This is a genomic window from Burkholderia sp. HI2714 (assembly GCF_002223085.1).
Taxonomy (GTDB): domain Bacteria; phylum Pseudomonadota; class Gammaproteobacteria; order Burkholderiales; family Burkholderiaceae; genus Burkholderia; species Burkholderia lata_D.
The window spans coordinates 102,438-119,883 of the sequence record NZ_NKFM01000053.1; the positions used below are offsets into that span (position 1 = coordinate 102,438).

The window sequence follows — 17,446 nt, forward strand, 5'->3', positions numbered from 1 at the left end:
CGCGTCGAGGGCGGCGAGATGATCGAGGTCAATGGGCGGCACGATGTCGTTCCGTCGTCAGGGTGCGGCCGCGCACGCGCGCCGCCCCTCCGGGTGGCGGGCTGCGGCGCGCGGCCGCAATCTGCCCGCATCCTAGCATTCCGGCAGGGCCGCCAGCGACCGAAACCGCCGGGTATCGCGAACCGCGCATCGTCATCCGCCTCGTCATCGTCCGGTCACGGCCGCCGCAGGTCGAGCGTGAACGGGAATTCGCGGCTCGGCGCGGCAGCCGCGACATCCATCCGCCCCGGCGTATGCCCCATCTCGACGAAGCGCGCGAGCCGGCGGCTCTCGGCTTCGTATGCATTGACCGGGAACGTCGCGTAGTTGCGACCGCCCGGATGCGCGACGTGGTAGCGGCAACCGCCGAGCGAGCGCTGCAGCCACGTATCGACGATGTCGAACGTGAGCGGCGCGTGCACGCCGAGGGTCGGATGCAGCGCGGACGGCGGCGACCATGCCTTGTAGCGCACGCCCGCGACGTATTCGCCGACGGTGCCGGTCGGCTGCAGCGGCAGCGCGCGGCCGTTGACCGTCACGACGTGCCGGTTGTCGTTCAGCCCCGTCACACGCACTTCGAGCCGTTCGACCGACGAATCGACGTAGCGCACCGTGCCGCCGGGCGCACCCTCCTCACCCATCACGTGCCACGGCTCCAGCGCGCCGCGCAGCGACAGCTGCATCCCGTTCACCGCGATATGGCCGAACAGCGGGAAGCGGAATTCGAAGTGCGGCGCGAACCACGCCGGATCGAACGCGAAGCCGGCGTCGCGCAGTTCGGTCAGCACGTCGTCGAAATCCATCTGAAGAAACGCGGGCAGCATGAAGCGGTCATGCAGCGCGGTGCCCCAGCGCGTGAGCGGCGTCGTGTACGGCGCGGCCCAGAAACGCGCGACCAGCGCGCGCAGCAGCAATTGCTGCACGATGCTCATCCGGGCATGCGGCGGCATCTCGAACGCGCGCAGCTCGAGCAGGCCGAGCCGACCGGTCGACGAGTCCGGCGAATACAGCTTGTCGATGCAGAACTCGCTGCGGTGCGTGTTACCGGTCACGTCGATCAGCAGGTTGCGCAGCACGCGGTCGACGAGCCACGGCGGCATGTCCTGCCCGAACAGCAGCTTGTTGCGCTGGATCTCCGCGAACGCGATGTCGAGTTCGTAAAGCTGGTCGTTGCGCGCCTCGTCGACGCGCGGCGCCTGGCTCGTCGGCCCGATGAAGAGCCCGGAGAACAGGTAGGACAGCGACGGATGGTTGTGCCAGTACGCGATCAGGCTCGCGAGCAGGTCCGGGCGGCGCAGGAACGGGCTGTCGGCCGGCGTCGCGCCGCCGAGCACGAAGTGGTTGCCGCCGCCCGTGCCCACATGGCGGCCGTCGACCATGAACTTCTCGCTGCACAGCCGCGACTGCCACGCGGCGTCGTACAGGAATTCGGTGTGATCGACGAGCTCGTCGAAGTTGCTGGCCGGATGGATGTTCACCTCGATCACGCCGGGATCGGGCGTCACCTGCAGCATCTTCAGCCGCGCGTCGCGCGGCGGCGGATAGCCCTCCAGGACGAGCTTCACGCCCAGCGCGTGCGCGGTCAGCTCGATCGCGCCGAGCAGGTCGAGATAATCCTCGAGCGCGGCAAGCGGCGGCATGAACAGGTACAGGATGCCGTTGCGCACTTCGACGCACAGCGCGGTGCGCGTGATCCACGCGGCCGATTCGAAGCGCTCGGGGAGGCGACCCGGGTCGCGCGCGGCCGGCCGGCCATTGCCGGCCGTGCCGTCGTCGCGCCACTGCATCACGGTCTGCGCGGACGCCTCGCGATGCACGCCGGACAGGTAGCGCGGCGCATCGGCCGGCCCCGCGTAGCGCGCACGGATCGCAGCAGCATCCGGCAGTGCGTCACGCGGCGCGAACGGGTCGCGCTCGACGAGATACGGATAGTCGGCGCGACTCGCCCACGGCAGCGAATCGAGCGGCAGCCGATAGCCCATCGGCGAATCGCCGGGCATCAGGTACATCCGCTCGTCGCGGAAGAACCACGGGCCCGTCTGCCAGCGCGGGCCGTCGAGACCGGGCCGATGGCGGCCCCGCGCGTCTTCCGCGCGCTTGACCGGCAGCACGTAGCCGACCACGCTGTCGAGCTTCTGCTCGAACACCTTGCGCAGCCGCGCGCGTTCGAGCTCGTCGTCCAGACGCGAGTCGAACGGGTCGACGTTGACCGGCAGCCGGCGCTCGCGCCACAGGTAGTACCAGACGTCCTCGTAGCCGGGCCGGATGAATTCGCCGGTCAGGTTCAGCCGCGCGGCGAGCGCATCGATGAAGCGCTTCGCGTCGTCGGTCGTATAGGCGGACGGCTCGCGCTCGTCGGCGAACAGCGACGGATCGTGCCACACGGGCTGGCCGTCCGCGCGCCAGAAGATCGACAGCGCCCAGCGCGGCAGTTGCTCGCCCGGGTACCACTTGCCCTGCCCGAAATGCAGGAAGCCGCCGTCGCCGTATTCGGCGCGCAGCCGTTGCACGAGTTCGGTCGCGTAGCCGCGCTTGGTCGGGCCGAGCGCGTCGGTGTTCCACTCGGCGCCGTCGCGATCGTCGATCGACACGAAGGTCGGCTCGCCGCCCTGCGTGAGCCGCACGTCGCCGGCCGCCAGCGCGCCGTCGACCTGCATGCCGAGCGCCAGCACGCCGTCCCACTGCGATTCCGTGTACGGCTTCGTCACGCGCGGCGATTCGTACACGCGCGTCACGGTCATCTCGTGCTCGAACGACACCTCGCATTCGTCGATCAGCCCCTCGACCGGCGCGGCGCTCGTCGGCTGCGGCGTGCAGGCGAGCGGAATGTGGCCCTCACCGGCGAGCAGGCCCGAGGTCGGGTCGAAGCCGATCCAGCCGGCGCCGGGCAGGTACACCTCGCACCATGCGTGCAGGTCGGTGAAGTCGACCGACGTGCCGCTCGGGCCGTCGAGCGATTTCACGTCGGGCGTGAGCTGGATCAGGTACCCCGACACGAACCGCGCGGCGATGCCGAGATGACGGCACAGCTGCACGAGCAGCCAGGCGCTGTCGCGGCACGAGCCCGACGCCAGTTCGAGCGTCTGCTCGGGCGTCTGCACGCCCGGCTCCATCCGCACGAGATAGCCGATGTCGTGCTGCAGTTGCTGGTTCAGCGCGACGAGGAAGTTCGTGGTGCCGGCCGGCGTGCGGTCGACGCCGTCGAGATACGCGCGGAACAGCGGCGACGCGCTCGTCTGCGGGTCGCACACGAGATACGGTGCGAGCTCGGTCTTCAGCGCGTCGTCATAGCTGAACGGGTATTGCTCCGCGCTGGCTTCGAGGAAGAAGTCGAACGGGTTGTACACCGACATCTCGGCGACGAGATCGATCGTGATCTCGAAGTGCTCGGTGCGCTCCGGAAACACGAGCCGCGCGAGATAGTTCGAGAACGGGTCCTGCTGCCAGTTGATGAAGTGCTGCGCAGGCTCGACCGTCATCGAATACGCGAGGATCGGCGTCCGGCAGTGCGGCGCGGGCCGCAGGCGCACGACCTGCGGGCCGAGGTTGACGAGCCGGTCGTAGCGATAGCGGGTGGTGTGATGCAGCGCGACGTGGATGGACATGGGAGCTCGGTTCGGGTTGGGCCGGCCGCGCGCCGCGTCGCGCTCGATGCGACGCGGCACCCCGGCCTGGCGGATTCGGCGAAAGCGTGCGCGAGGTCAGACGAGCTCGGGCGTCTGCACGACGCTGATCTCGACACCGACGGCCGTCGCGCCGAGCCCCGTCACCGGCTGCGCGTCGCGATAGTCGAGGCCGACCGCGATGCGCACGTAGCGCTCGTCCGGGCAGCGATTCATGAACGGATCGAACCCGACCCAGCCGAGCCCTTCGACGTAGGCCTCGGCCCACGCATGGCCGGCCGGCTGCTGCATCAGCCCCGCCGCCTGCGGCTGCACGCCGTGCGCCGGCTGCGGCATCCCCTGCGACTGCGACTGCGCGGCATGCGACGCACCGAGCACCTGCTGCATGCCCTCGCCGCTCTGCAGCGCGAGCGCTTCTTCTTCCTCGACGTCGCCCGCGTTCTGCTTCGCGTCGGCGATGCGCTGCATCGCGCTGTCCGCCAGCACGTAGCCCGAGATATAACGCGCGGGAATCTTCAACACACGCGCGGCCGCGATGAACGCATGCGCATGGTCGCGGCTCGTGCCCTCGCCGCTTTGCAGCGCGGTTTCCGCGTCGACGGGGGCGTCGGCGGCCAGGTTCGGCGCATACGCGATGCGGTCGTGCACTTCCGTCATCAGCCAGTGCAGCGCGTCGAGGCTGTGCGGCTCGATCGGCAGCGCTTGCGCCAGCGCACGCACGGTGTCGCCCGCCTTCGTCAGCGCCGTTTCGCGCTCGAAGATCCAAGGCGGTGCATAGCCTTCAGGATGACCGAGTATGCCCGCGCGGTCCTGCGTCTCGACGACGCCGGCCGCGACGACGACGATCTCGGCCTTCGCGCCGCGGTCGTGCCGCACGAGGTCGATCCGGTTGCCGAGCCCGTCGGCATAGGACAGCGACGGCTCGACGCCGTCGATCGTGACCTGCCACGCGCGCACCGTCTGCCCGGGGCCCGACTGCGGGCGCAGCCGCAGCCGTTGCAGTGCATGGGTGGCTTGATCGTCGTACTGATAACGCGAGATGTGTCGGATGGCGAGTCGCATGGCAAGTCTCAGTCGAAGTTGTAAGCCTGGGCGATTTCGAGCCCGAGGCTGTTGTTGCGGCCGATGAAGTCGGTCAGGAACTCGTGCAGGCCGCTCTTGAAGATCCGCTCGACCGAGGTGTCGGACAGCATTTGCAGGATCTTCGTGGCCGTGTCGTGACACGGGTGTGTCACACCGTAATCCTTCGCGAGCAGGTTCAGGCTCGACACGACGCGCCCGTAGCAATAGCGCAGCGAACGCGGCATGCGGCCGTTCAGGATCAGGTAGTCGGCGATGTTCATCGGCTTGTACTGCACGTCGTACACCCAGCGGTACGAACGGTGCGCGGCGACGCAGCGCAGGATCGTCTCCCACTGGTAGTTGTCGAGGATCGTGCCGACGTGCGACACCGACGGCAGCAGCAGGTGGTATTTCACGTCGATGATCCGCGCGGTGTTGTCCGCGCGCTCGATGAATGCGCCGATCTGCGCGAAATCGAAGATCTCGTTGCGCAGCATCGTGCTGTAGAAGCTGCCGAGGATCAGCGCGGTTTCGCGCTTCACCTGGTCGAGCACGTTCGGCAGCTCGCTCTCCGGCACCGGCTGCGCGAGCGCGCGGCGCAGCGCGAGCCACGCGCCGTTCACGCTCTCCCATGCCTCGCGCGTGAGCGCCGTGCGCACCATCCGCGCGTTCGAGCGCGCGGCCTCGATGCACGACAACACGCTCGACGGGTTGTCGCGGTCGCGCAGCAGGTAGTCGGTCACGGTATCGGCCGCATACGCGTCGTATTTCTGCCGGTAGCCGTCGTCCGTGCCCGAGCTGACGAGCACCGACGACCATTCGGCCGGCGCGTCGGACGTGCGCGTGAGCGCCATCCGCAGCCCGGCATCGACGATGCGCGCGATGTTCTCCGCGCGCTCGATATAGCGGTACATCCAGTAGAGACCGCTTGCAGTACGTCCCAGAAGCATCTCGTGTCCACTCCGTCTTCGTTCGGTTGGCGCCCCGGTCGCGGGGCGCGCGGTCGCGTCCGGCTCAGTCGGCCAGCACCCAGGTGTCCTTGGTGCCGCCGCCCTGGCTCGAGTTGACGACGAGCGATCCCTCCTTCAGCGCGACGCGCGTCAGCCCGCCCGGCGTGATGCGGATCCGGTCCGACACCAGCACGAACGGCCGCAGGTCGACGTGGCGCGGCGCCAGGCCGGCTTCGGTCAGGATCGGCGTCGTGGACAGCGCGAGCGTCGGCTGCGCGATGTAGTTCGCGGGGCGCGCGCGCAGCTTCGCGGAAAAGGCTTCGAGTTCGGCCTTCGACGCGCACGGCCCGACCAGCATCCCGTAGCCGCCCGAGCCGTGCACTTCCTTCACGACCAGTTCGTCGAGATGGTCGAGCACGTATTTCAGGCTGTCGGCTTCGCCGCAGCGCCAGGTCGGCACGTTCTCCAGCAGCGCCTTGCGGCCCGTGTAGAACTCGACGATCTCCGGCATGTACGAGTAGATCGCCTTGTCGTCGGCGATGCCGGTGCCGGGCGCGTTCGCGATCGTGATGTTGCCCGCGCGGTACACGTCCATGATCCCCGCGACGCCGAGCACCGAGTCGGGGCGGAACGTGAGCGGATCGAGGAACGCGTCGTCGACGCGGCGGTACAGCACGTCGATCGGCTGGAAGCCTTCGGTCGTGCGCATCGCGACGCGGCCGTCGATCACCTGCAGGTCGCTGCCCTCGACGAGATGCACGCCCATCTGGTCGGCAAGGAACGAGTGTTCGTAGTACGCGGAATTGTGGATGCCGGGCGTGAGCACGGCGATGGTCGGGTTGTCGGCGTTGCCGCCCGGCGGGCACACGGCCGCGAGCGACTGGCGCAGCATCTGCGGATAGGTCTCGACCGGACGCACCTTCACCTGCTGGAACAGCTCCGGGAAGAGCTGCATCATCGTCTCGCGGTTTTCCAGCATGTACGACACGCCGGACGGCGTGCGCGCGTTGTCCTCCAGCACGTAGAACGCGTTCTCGCCGGTGCGCACGATGTCGACGCCGATGATGTGCGTGTAAACGTTACCGGGCGGCCGGAAATCGATCATCTCCGGGATGAACGCTTCGTTGTGCGCGATCAGGTGCTTCGGCACGATGCCCGCGCGCACGATTTCCTGGCGGTGGTAGATGTCGTCGAGGAACGCATTGAGCGCCATCACGCGCTGCTCGATGCCGAGCGACAGCCGGCTCCATTCGGCGCCCGAGATGATGCGCGGGACGATGTCGAACGGAATCAGCCGCTCGGCGGCCTCCGCGTCGCCGTAGACGGCGAACGTGATGCCCGTCTTGCGGAACACGCCTTCCGCATCGTGGGCCTTCTGGGCGAGGCTCGCGGGATTCTGCGTGTCGAGCCACTGCTTCAGGCGCGCGTAGGGCGCCCTTACCATGTCGCCGGATTGCAGCATTTCATCGAATGGCTTCATCGATCTTTTCTCCATCGATCGTTTTCCCCGGCATTGCGCATGCCGGACCGGCGTAATCAATGCTTTGCAAGGAACGTGCCTTGCTCGATCCCCTCGATATCCCCCCGTTTTCGCGCCGCGCCGGGCACGCCCGCGCGGCATTGCGCACCATCACGGTGCAGCGCCCGACGCGACGGGCGACGACGGTGCGTCGCCGGCGCGCACGGTTCATGCTGCGCCGCGTCTTTCGAACATAGTTCCCCCGCGTGTCACGAATGTGCAATCTGCACTGCACAAAAAACGGGCCACCCGGGCCTCGGACCACCGGAACGAAAGGACGGGAAGGCGGGCCGGTACGCGCACGGCGCAACCGGCCCTAAGGGGAAGTACCGTCTGCGGCCGCACCGGCAGTTCGACGCGATGAACTGTCCGGTTAGTCGGGTCCGGCACCTCAACGCTATGCAGCCTTAATCCCGCCGACAACGCCCATGCATATTTCGACTGACACCCATCGAAAAAAAACATCGGGCCGACCGGCGCGATGCGCGGTACGCTAGAACGTTCGTGCAGCAAACGGTGCCGCCGCCTTTCAGGCGCCCGACTATAAAAAGCGAAGATCGAAATGGAAGCAAAGTGGCTGGAAGATTTCCTGAGCCTGGCGGATACCAAGAGCTTTTCCCGGGCCGCGCGTAACCGGCACCTCACGCAATCGGCATTCAGCAGACGAATAGCCGCACTCGAAACCTGGATGGACGCGAAGCTGGTGGACCGGAGCATCAACCCGATCACGCTGACGCCGGCCGGCCAGATGTTCCGCGGGCTCGCCGCGGACATCCTGCGCAGCATGTATGCGGCGCGCAATCTCGTGAACGGCTACGACCAGTTCGCGGCCAGCGATCAGGTCGTGCGTTTCGCGGTGGCCCATACGCTCGTCTTCACGCTGTTTCCCGAATGGCTCAAGCAGCTCAACGGCGAGGTCGGCCACGTCACCGCGCGCGTCAACGCGGTGAACGTGCCGGAAGGCGTGCAGCAGCTCGTCGAAGGGGAATGCGACCTGCTGCTCGGCTATCACCATCCGCAGCTGCCGATCGTGCTCGACCCGAACCACTTCCCGTTCGTCAGCCTCGGCGTCGAACGGATCCTGCCCGTGTCGTCACCCGATGCGCGCGGCAAGCCCGTGTTCCAGCTGCCGGGCACCCCCGACGCGCCACTGCCGCTGCTCGCGTATTCGTCGGGCGCCTTTCTCGGCAACATCGTCGAGATGCTGCTGCTGAACGCCACCGAGCCGTACGTACTGCACCGGTGCTTCGAGACGCACATGTCCGAGGCCCTCAAGGGCATGGTCCTGGCCGGGCACGGGATCGGCTGGCTCCCGGAAAGCTGCGTCGCGAAGGAACTCGCGGAAGGCACGCTCGTGTGCGCGGGTTCCGGTGACTGGATCACCGAGCTCGAAATCCGCCTGTACCGGTCGGCCCGCAAGCGCGGGCTCGCGGCCGAGCAACTGTGGACCTACATCATGAACCGGCCGCGCGCGGCGGTCGAAGGTGCAGCCGGCGCGGCCGAGCCCGCGGCCGCACCGGCGATGCGCATCGCCCGACGCAGCGCGGGCGGCAGCCGCTGATCGCCGCGTTCGCGTCGTTCCCGCGGACGGCGCGAACGCCAGCCCGGTTCGCGACAATCGGGTGTGCGCAGGCATTCGCACCGCGCCGCTTCCCGGCGAACGCGCCCCACTCTCCGGTAGCAAGCAACGATCCCGCTTTAGCCTGAATAATTACCGCGCCGGACGCGCAATCGATATCAGACGAATCGCAATCGTTTGCATTCCCGGGTTGAACTTTTTACGTCCGGCATAGCACATGGGCATTTTCCGTCTGATTATCTGGGCAGAAATACCCTGTTACAGAACAAATTAAAAGTTTCGATTTACCTGTAACAATCTAAAATATCAACAACGCCTCCCTCGCATTTCATATCGTGCGACCTGTATCTGGATCGATATCAATTCTGCCGGGACACAGTCGCAAAAATTCCTTTTATCGGTCGTTATTTTTCGGCATGAATGTCGATACGTCTGACGTGATTCAATGCGTGCAGGATCATCGCTACCGAGTAGCAATTTTCATATTCGGCAATATCGACTTTCTTCATAGTTAAGAGAAGTCATACGAATCCGTCGTTATCCTATTTAAATAGGATATTTAACGCCGTCCCATTCAGGCCACACGCGGTTGTTCGTTCAAAAACCATCGTGTATCAATAGCGTGTCGCAAAAAGAACGTTGGCAAATCTGACTCGGAATAAATGCTCGCCATTGATTCCGGACGGGAGGTTGCAATGTCTTCCTCGTTTCGACAGCATGCGCGCCCTTTGGTGGGCGTCTTCATCTGCACGCTCTGCATGAATGCAACGGCCCAGACGCTCACGTCCCAGCCACCCGCGTCCGCCGCCGCCACCGCGTCCGGCCCGGGTGCGGATCGCTACGTCATTTCGTATATCTGCGGCGATGCGCGGATCGACGGTACCGCGCCGCTGCCGCCCGACGGGCGGCCGTACAACCTGGGCGTGTCGTTTGCTTCCGCCAAGACGGGGCAGCCGCTCGCCAACGTCCAGGTGCGCCTGCGGCGACATGGCCGCGTACTCGTCGAATTCAATGCCTCGGGGTCGCGTTGCCTGTTCAGCGTGCCCGATGCGAGCTACCGGGTCGAAGGAACCTATGAGGGAGCGACCCAGTTCGCGATCGTCGAAACGGGGGTGCTGACCACGCAGTTGAAATGGTGAGCGCCACCTGAGCGCACCCCATCACGTCTTACAACACAACGTATCGAATCGAGGAGACATGAATGACTCGTGCAGAACGACAGGACGACTCGCCCGCCCACCAGCCGAAACCCTCCTGGGGTCCCGGAAAGAACGCGGCGCTCAGCTTCGTCGCATTCGCCGCGATCTTCGGCATCTTCGCGTACGCCGAACGGGACACGACGGTCGGCCATGCGAGCGTGACGCACGACATCTCCAGCGCGATCGGAACCGCCGTCGGGAAAACCCGCAACGCGGTCATGGCCCTTGCCTCGCGTGCCACCGCAACCGGTACGTCCGGGACATCGGCCGAGCACGGGCCGGCCCCGACACGCACGCAGGCCGCACCGGCCGCGCCGGCGCCGCAGGTCGCGTCGACGTCGGCCGCGCCCGAGCTATCCCCCGTGCCGCCCGTCACGCTCGCGGCCGGACCGGAAGCCGCGCCGCAGCCCGCCCCCCGTGCCGTCGCGAAACACCGGCAGTCGGCGCATGTGCCGCCCGTGACGCTCGCGGCTGGTACGCATCCATCGGCCTACGGTCGCGCCGCCACGCGGCACGGCGCCGCGCACCGTGCGCAGCGTGCCGAAGCGCTGGCTGGCACGAGCAGGCGCATGGACTTCGCGCCCAGGCCCCGGCCGTATGGCACCGACACCATGCGGATGCAGACGGCAAGCATCACGCACGCCGAGCTGGAAAGCGCGCGTGCGCTGGCGAAGGCGCGCTCGTGCGCGGTGATCGACGAATGGGACTGTGTGGAACAAAACGCGAGCCGGGCGCTCGCGATCGACCCCAAGAATAGCGAATCGCGTGCATTGCTCGGTCAGGCGATCCGCAACCGGCTGTAAGCCGGGGTCCGCATCGCCGGGCCCTGGCAGCCCGGCCGCGCGACGTGCGAAGACGTGCGTCGTCAGGCGGCCAACTGATGTGATCGTGCCAACAGGAGACAACTCGTGGACAACAATCGGAAACAACAATTCACCACCGTCGCGCCGTCCAACCGACGGCTCCTCCTGCATGCACCGCTGGTGCTGCTGCTCGTCGCGTCCAGCCCCTGCTTCTCCGCCGACGGCGATCCGGAAGCAGGCCGCGTCAACGAATTCGCCGGAACCCACGGCGCCCCGGATGCGGGGCCGCGCGGTGGACAGCCGACGGTCGTGTCGATCCAGATTGCCCTGGCCGAGGTCGCCCCGCCACCTCATGCGACGACGCCGATCGCGCGGGCTTCGGACGAATCGATGCAGATCGCGCAGGCATCGAACCCGCAGCAGCCGACCATGCCGACCACTGTCGTGGTGGAACCGGAGGCGCCGCGATCGAGCGCCGCGGTGCCGGATGCGCGATCGCCGGATACGGCGGATACGGCGGTTACGCCGGCACCGGTCGCGCAGACACCGGCAGCGCCGATGCTGCTTGCGCAAGCCGAGAACGCCCGTCCACCTGAAGCGTCGACGATGTCCGACACTTCCGCCTCCCCTTCCCCGGCGCCGATCGCGCCGCCTTCGGACACCCCGCCGAAGATCGAACCAGCCGCACCCGCCACGCCGCCGCTCGCGCCGACGCAAACCGCGCAGGCCTCCGGCACCCCGATGCCGAACTCGCCCACGCCCGTTCCCCAGATGCCTGGCTCACCGCCGCCGTCGTCCCCGGCGCCGAACTCGCAGACGCCCGGCGCCCAGCTACCCGGCGAGCCGACACAGCGATCGCAGGGACCCGACGTCGAGAAGCCGAACGCCCAGGCGCCGAACCTGCGTACCGCCGACGTCGAGACCGTGCGCAATGACGTGTTCGGCCTCGCGGCGAGCGGTGGCGCGGTCAAGGCGCTCGAGGAAGCGAAGGCCCGGCCCGATGCGTTCTCCGCCGTCGACATCGCGCAACTGGAAGAACTGTCGATTCGCCAGCAGGTGCGCGGCGGACGCGACAAGTCGCGCTCGATGACGAGTTCCGACCGCTTCGACGGGATCGACAACGCGCTGCGCGCGGCAGACGACCTCGACAAGCGGATCCCGGCCACGCCCGAGTACACGCCGGTCAGGACCGCGCTCGCGGGCGACCGGACGATCGCCCTTGCGGCACGCGGCGACATGAAGCAGGCCGTCGCGACGTTCGAGACGATTCCGTCCAACGCGGAAATCTCGATCGACGCGCTGGCAGCCGTGGGCGACGCCTACCTGTACCTGAGCGAACCGGGCAAGGCGAATGCCGTGTACCAGCGTGCGCTGAAGCAGGCGACCGCGTCGCCGACGGATCGCGCGACCCGCGGCTTCCAGTACGGCGAACGCACGCGTCCGATCGAACTGCGCGAAGGGCTGTTCTGGTCGTACGTCGACCAGGGACGCGCGGCGGACGCCAAGAAGGCGCTCGACGACATGGGCGCGACGCTTCCGCCGGCCAAGCAGGTGACCAACGTCGGTCCGGGAGAAAGCGACTATCTGCGCTACTACCGGCTGCGTGCGCAATACCTGATCTTCACGGGTCACCCCGATGAAGGGATCGCCGCACTCGAAGAGCTCGAGAAGGAGGTGCCGTTCAACGCGGAGGTGCGCGCCGCGCACGCCGACGCGGTGTCCGGCCAGGCGCATCCGCGCCAGGCGATCGCGATGTATCGCGCGTCGCTGACCGACCACCCCGACAGCGTCGAGATGCTCGCGGGCCTCGGTCGCGCATCGCTCACGGCAGACGACTACGCGACCGCGAAGTCCGTCGACCAGACCCTCGACAACACGTTCCCGGACAGCGGCGCCGTGCGGACCTTCAAGCGCGACTACAAGGCGTACCGCAGCCCGGTGTTCACCACCGACCTGAGCTTCGAGCACGGCAACAGCGCACTGGCCGACAACAGCTTCACGTCGGACAGCTACCTCTATTCGCAACCGTTCGGCGACAACTGGCGGGTCTTCGCGCACACGTTCTACGGCCATGCGCAAACCGACAGCGGCAGCGTCAGCCGCACGCGCACGGGCATCGGCGGCGACTACCGGCACGGGCCGCTCACCGTGCTGGGCGAAGTCACACGCTCGCTCGGCGGGGACGGACGCACGGGCGGCCGCGGATCGATCGCGTACGCGCTGAACGACTACTGGACGGTCTCCGCCGGGCTCGACTCCAACGACAACTCGCTGCCATGGAAGGCGTATGCCGCGCACATCTGGGGCCGCTCGGCGAACGTGTCGGTCGTGTTTCGCCAGAACGACCGTCGTGAGGTCAAGCTGAGCTACGGCGTGAGCCGCTACAGCGATTCGAACTTCCACCAGGAGATCGCGGCAACCGCCACGCAGCGCGTGTACACGACCGCCAACCAGCAGGTCAACGTATCGCTGGATCTCGGCACCGACAGCAACACGCGCACGAACGCGCCCTACTTCAGCCCGGGCCGCGACTATGCGGCCGCGGCGACCGTCATGCACCAGTTGACGCTGTGGAAGAAGGGCGACATGGGGCTGCAGCAGCGCGTCTCGGTGTCCGGCGGCATGTACAACGAGCGCGGCTTCGGCACCAGCGCCCTGTGGAGCGCGCGCCTCGAGCACGCGTGGACGTTCAAGCACGACATCACGCTGAGTTACGGCGTCGAGGTCAGCAGCCACGCGTACGACGGCCAGCGCGAACGCTCCGAAACCGGCTTCATGTCGGTCAACCTGCCGTTCTAGCAAGGAGATCGAGCAATGCTGCAATCCAGACGGACCTTCATGTGCGGATGCATGGGCGCATTTGCCGCCTGTTCGCTGTTTCCGGGCGTGGCCAATGCCAAGATGATCGACCTGCTACCGCCGTCCGATCCGGCCGACGGCAAGACGTTTCGCGTGATCTGCATGCACGACGTGCGTGACAACCTGATGCAGACGTTCAACTCCGGTACGGCGATGGTCGACGCGTTCGCGGTCGATACCGGCACGCTGACCGCCATCTTCTCGTGGCTGCAGACCAACAACTACCACACCATCACGGTCAAGCAGATCGAGGAGTCGCGGCACGGCGGCAAGCCGCTGCCGCCGCGCTCGGTGCTGCTCACGTTCGACGACGGCTTTCGCAGCCACTACACGAAAGTGCTGCCGCTGCTCGAGCGCTTCAAGTATCCGGCCGTGATGGGCCTCGTCACCGCGTGGATCGACACACCGCCGGATACGCCGATCCGCATCAGCGACAAGGTTCAGGTGCCGCGCGACTATTTCCTGTCGTGGGACGAGGTGAAGAAGCTCGGCCAGTCGCCGTTCGTCGAGCTCGGTTGCCACACCCACAACCTCCATCACGGCGCGGTCGCGAATCCGCAGGGCAACGAATTGCCGGCGACCACGTCGCATCTCTACCTGCAAGACCAGAAACGCTATGAAACCGACGCCGAATTCCACGCACGCGTGCACGACGACCTGCAGACTTGCGTGCGGCAGATCCGCGAACGCACGGGCATCGTCGCACGCTCGATGGTGTGGCCATACGGCGCGGAAAACCAGCCCGTTCGCCAGATCTCGACGTCGCTCGGGATGGACATCCAGTTCAGCCTCGATGCCGGCCCGAATACGCCGGACGTGCCGCTGGACCGGCTGCGGCGGATCCTGATGATGTACGACATCGACATCGGCGGGTTCGAGCGCTCGATGCGCGAACCGGCGTCCAACCGCGGCGACGTCGACGTGCCCGAGCGCATCGTGCAGGTCGACCTCGACCAGGTCTACGATCCCGATCCCGCACGGCAGGAAACGAATCTCGGCAAGCTGATCGAGCGCATCTACCGGATGCAGCCGAAATCGGTATACCTGCAGGCTTATGCGGACCCGAAAGGCACGGGCGTGGCCGAAGCCGTGTATTTCCCGAACCGGCACCTGCCGATGCGCTCCGACCTGTTCTCGCGCGCCGCGTGGCAGCTCAACACGCGTGCCAACGTGCAGGTGTACGCGTGGATGCCGGTGCTCGCGTTCCGGCCGCCGGCCGACAAGCTGCGCGGGCTCGAGGCCGTGAGCGCCTACGGCGGCGCGCCGGCTCGCGAGAACGGCACGCGCACGTTCCGGCTGAGCCCGTTCGATCCGGAAGCACGGCTGATGATCCAGCAGGTCTACGAGGACCTCAGCAAGCACGCGTCGTTCAGCGGCATCCTGTTCAGCGACGACGCGGTGCTCGACGACTACGAGGATGCGGGCCGGCATGCGCTGCGCATCTATTCGCAGTGGGGGCTGCCGGCCGACGTCGGCAAGATTCGCGAGAACCCCGAGCTGCTGAAGCGCTGGACACGCCAGAAGTCGCGCTACCTGATCGACATGACCAAGCAGCTGGAACAGATCGTGCTCGCCCATCAGAACGTGGGCGACGTGCTGACCGCGCGCAACATCTTCGCGATGCCGGTGCTCAAGCCCGAATCGGAAGCGTGGTACGCGCAAAACTACGACGATTTCCTCGCCAGCTACGACTACGTCGCGCTGATGGCGATGCCGTACATGGAGCAGGCGAAGGATCCCGAAGGCTGGCTGGACCAGCTCGTGAAAGCCGTGCGCGCGAAGCAGCGCGGGCTGCAGCGCACCGTGTTCGAACTGCAGTCGTACGACTGGCACGCACAGAAGCAGGTGCCGGCCAGCACGCTGCTCGCGCAGATGCGGCGGCTGCGCAGCGAAGGCGCGGTGAATTTCGGCTACTACCCGGACAACTTCCTGAACGGGCAGCCGGAACTCAACGTGATGCGCGACGTGATGTCGCTGAAGTCCCGCCTCGACCCGACCTCGATCAACGCGCTGATGCAACAGCATACGCAGGGAACCAAGACGCCATGACCACCCACAGCATCATCCAGCGCCTGCAGGATTTCGTCTTCTACTACCCGTTCTTCATGTCGTACCTGTGGATGATCGGCGGCGTGGTGCACTACTTCCTGCTCGAGGAAGGCCGCGAGATGTCCGCGCGGACGATCGCGTCGAGCGGGATCCCGAAGATCTCGATCGTCGTGCCCTGCTTCAACGAAGCCGCGAACGCGCGCAGCGTGATCAGCCACCTCGACCGGATGCAGTATCCAAACTACGACATCATCGCGGTCAACGACGGCAGCAAGGATCGCACCGGCGAGATCCTCAACGAGCTGGCCGTCGAGATCCCGCGGTTGCTCGTGATCCATCACGCGCGCAACGAAGGCAAGGCGGTCGGGCTCACGACCGCGGCGGCCGTGTCGAACGCGGAATACCTGCTGTGCATCGACGGCGATGCGCTGCTCGCGCATGACGCGATCGGCTGGATGCTCGAGCATTTCCTGACCGATCCGGGCGTCGGCGCCGTGACCGGCAACCCGCGCATCCGCACGCGCACGTCACTGCTCGGCCGCATGCAGGTCGGCGAATTCTCGTCGATCGTCGGGCTGATCAAGCGCACGCAGCAGGTGTACGGCCGCATCTTCACGGTATCCGGCGTGATCACGATGTTCCGCAAGACCGCGCTCGCCGACGTCGGCTACTGGAGCTCGGACATGCTGACCGAGGACATCGACATCAGCTGGAAGCTGCAGTGCCGCGACTGGCGCGTCGTGTACGAGCCGCACGCGCTGAGCTGGATCCTGATGCCCGAGACGGTGAAGGGCCTGTACCGGCAGCGGTTGCGCTGGGCGAAGGGCGGCATCCAGGTGCTGATGAAGTACGCGGGCTCGCTTGCGCGACCGACGCAGATGATGATGTGGCCGCTGTTCGCCGAGTACCTGATCGGCATCGCATGGGCGTACTCGATGACGTTCATCCTGCTGCTCGCGCTCATCAACGTCGTGTACCCGCTGCCGCAAGACTGGCACGTATCGGTCGTGCCGCACTGGCACGGCATGCTGCTGGTCGCCACCTGCATCCTGCAACTGATCATCGGCAGCATGATCGATCGTCGTTACGACGAAAAACTCCTGATGTATTTCCTGGACACCATCTGGTATCCCGTCGCTTTCTGGCTGATCAGCATGATCACCACCGTCGTCGCCCTGCCTGCCGTCGTGCTGCGGGGCCGCGGCAAGCGGGCCGTATGGGTCAGCCCCGACCGAGGCATTCAACATGAAGAACGCACCGATTATTGACCTTTCCCTGCGCGCACCGCGCGAAATGATCGCCGAGCGCGGCCGCATCATCGGGTCCGTGCTGATCGTCTGGTTCCGGCTCTTGCGGCCGGCGCTGGTGGGGGCCGTGTGGGCATCGATCTGCATCTACACGTACCGCTACCTGCTGCCGTTCAATCCGGCCGAGATGCCGATCGAACAGATGGTGTTCTACGCGACCAGCATCGCGCTCATCGCGGGCACCATCGTCATGTGGCTGATCGCCGGACGCGTCGTGCATCCGCTGGCCTACCGGCTGCGCGTATCGAAGATACTGCGGCGCTCGGCCAGCGCGAAGGTGCGCTCGGTGCCGCCGACCGTGCTGGCAAGCGCCCGCCGGCGCGGCGCGCGGCGCACGACGCGCATTCTCGTCGCGTCGCACGACGCGAACGGTTCGATTTCCGACATCGAATGGGTAGCCCACGCGGGGCCGCAGCCCCGCGAGTAGGTCAGCGGAGCCGCGTCGCTGCGCACGGGA

General features: G+C 66.6%; 11 protein-coding genes. 7 read left to right on the plus strand and 4 right to left on the minus strand.

Annotated elements, in window-relative coordinates; translation table 11 throughout:
- Positions 1-215 precede the first annotated feature (215 nt).
- The 4 genes from CFB82_RS27230 to CFB82_RS27245 form a co-directional block, all read right to left on the minus strand.
- Positions 216-3,644, minus strand: a complete 3,429-nt coding sequence (locus CFB82_RS27230; protein ID WP_089486031.1) for a transglutaminase family protein — start codon at positions 3,642-3,644, stop codon at positions 216-218.
- A 96-nt stretch (positions 3,645-3,740) separates the two neighbouring features.
- Positions 3,741-4,724, minus strand: a complete 984-nt coding sequence (locus CFB82_RS27235; protein ID WP_089486032.1) for a transglutaminase family protein — start codon at positions 4,722-4,724, stop codon at positions 3,741-3,743.
- An 8-nt stretch (positions 4,725-4,732) separates the two neighbouring features.
- Entirely contained in the window at positions 4,733-5,674 is a 942-nt protein-coding gene (locus CFB82_RS27240) for an alpha-E domain-containing protein (protein ID WP_069251306.1), read from the minus strand.
- Positions 5,675-5,738: 64 nt separating this feature from the next.
- The gene (locus CFB82_RS27245; protein WP_069251305.1) at positions 5,739-7,154 is read right to left on the minus strand and encodes a circularly permuted type 2 ATP-grasp protein; all 1,416 of its coding nucleotides are present in this window, start codon (positions 7,152-7,154) and stop codon (positions 5,739-5,741) included.
- A 601-nt stretch (positions 7,155-7,755) separates the two neighbouring features.
- On the opposite strand from CFB82_RS27245, the gene CFB82_RS27255 reads away from it, so the two are divergent.
- From CFB82_RS27255 to CFB82_RS27290, 7 genes are all read left to right on the plus strand, one after another.
- Positions 7,756-8,754, plus strand: coding sequence for a LysR substrate-binding domain-containing protein (locus tag CFB82_RS27255; protein ID WP_089486034.1), 999 nt, complete (start codon positions 7,756-7,758; stop codon positions 8,752-8,754).
- Positions 8,755-9,467: 713 nt separating this feature from the next.
- Positions 9,468-9,911, plus strand: coding sequence for a hypothetical protein (locus CFB82_RS27265; protein WP_089447454.1), 444 nt, complete (start codon positions 9,468-9,470; stop codon positions 9,909-9,911).
- Positions 9,912-9,973: 62 nt separating this feature from the next.
- Entirely contained in the window at positions 9,974-10,774 is an 801-nt protein-coding gene (locus CFB82_RS27270) for a hypothetical protein (protein ID WP_089486036.1), read from the plus strand.
- A gap of 105 nt (positions 10,775-10,879) precedes the next feature.
- Positions 10,880-13,573 (plus strand): poly-beta-1,6 N-acetyl-D-glucosamine export porin PgaA, encoded by a 2,694-nt coding sequence (gene pgaA / locus CFB82_RS27275; RefSeq protein ID WP_089486037.1) that lies wholly within the window; start codon positions 10,880-10,882, stop codon positions 13,571-13,573.
- Positions 13,574-13,591: 18 nt separating this feature from the next.
- Positions 13,592-15,682 carry a poly-beta-1,6-N-acetyl-D-glucosamine N-deacetylase PgaB gene (gene pgaB / locus CFB82_RS27280; RefSeq protein ID WP_089486294.1) on the plus strand — a complete coding sequence of 697 codons (2,091 nt, stop codon included), beginning with the start codon at positions 13,592-13,594 and terminating at the stop codon, positions 15,680-15,682.
- Positions 15,679-16,950, plus strand: coding sequence for a poly-beta-1,6-N-acetyl-D-glucosamine synthase (gene pgaC / locus CFB82_RS27285; RefSeq protein ID WP_089447451.1), 1,272 nt, complete (start codon positions 15,679-15,681; stop codon positions 16,948-16,950). Before pgaB ends, pgaC begins: the two co-directional genes overlap by 4 nt.
- Positions 16,928-17,416: a Biofilm PGA synthesis auxiliary protein PgaD gene (locus CFB82_RS27290; protein WP_089447450.1), complete on the plus strand. Its 489-nt coding sequence runs from the start codon at positions 16,928-16,930 to the stop codon at positions 17,414-17,416. The genes pgaC and CFB82_RS27290 overlap by 23 nt, the downstream gene beginning before the upstream one ends.
- Positions 17,417-17,446: the final 30 nt, after the last annotated feature.

Coding starts and splice junctions, on each gene's coding strand:
- CFB82_RS27270 (WP_089486036.1), top strand. CDS start 9,974: ATGACTCGTGCAGAACGACAGGACGACTCGCCCGCCCACCAGCCGAAA.
- CFB82_RS27235 (WP_089486032.1), bottom strand. CDS start 4,724: ATGCGACTCGCCATCCGACACATCTCGCGTTATCAGTACGACGATCAA.
- pgaC (WP_089447451.1), top strand. CDS start 15,679: ATGACCACCCACAGCATCATCCAGCGCCTGCAGGATTTCGTCTTCTAC.
- CFB82_RS27290 (WP_089447450.1), top strand. CDS start 16,928: ATGAAGAACGCACCGATTATTGACCTTTCCCTGCGCGCACCGCGCGAA.
- CFB82_RS27255 (WP_089486034.1), top strand. CDS start 7,756: ATGGAAGCAAAGTGGCTGGAAGATTTCCTGAGCCTGGCGGATACCAAG.
- CFB82_RS27230 (WP_089486031.1), bottom strand. CDS start 3,644: ATGTCCATCCACGTCGCGCTGCATCACACCACCCGCTATCGCTACGAC.
- CFB82_RS27245 (WP_069251305.1), bottom strand. CDS start 7,154: ATGAAGCCATTCGATGAAATGCTGCAATCCGGCGACATGGTAAGGGCG.
- CFB82_RS27240 (WP_069251306.1), bottom strand. CDS start 5,674: ATGCTTCTGGGACGTACTGCAAGCGGTCTCTACTGGATGTACCGCTAT.
- CFB82_RS27265 (WP_089447454.1), top strand. CDS start 9,468: ATGTCTTCCTCGTTTCGACAGCATGCGCGCCCTTTGGTGGGCGTCTTC.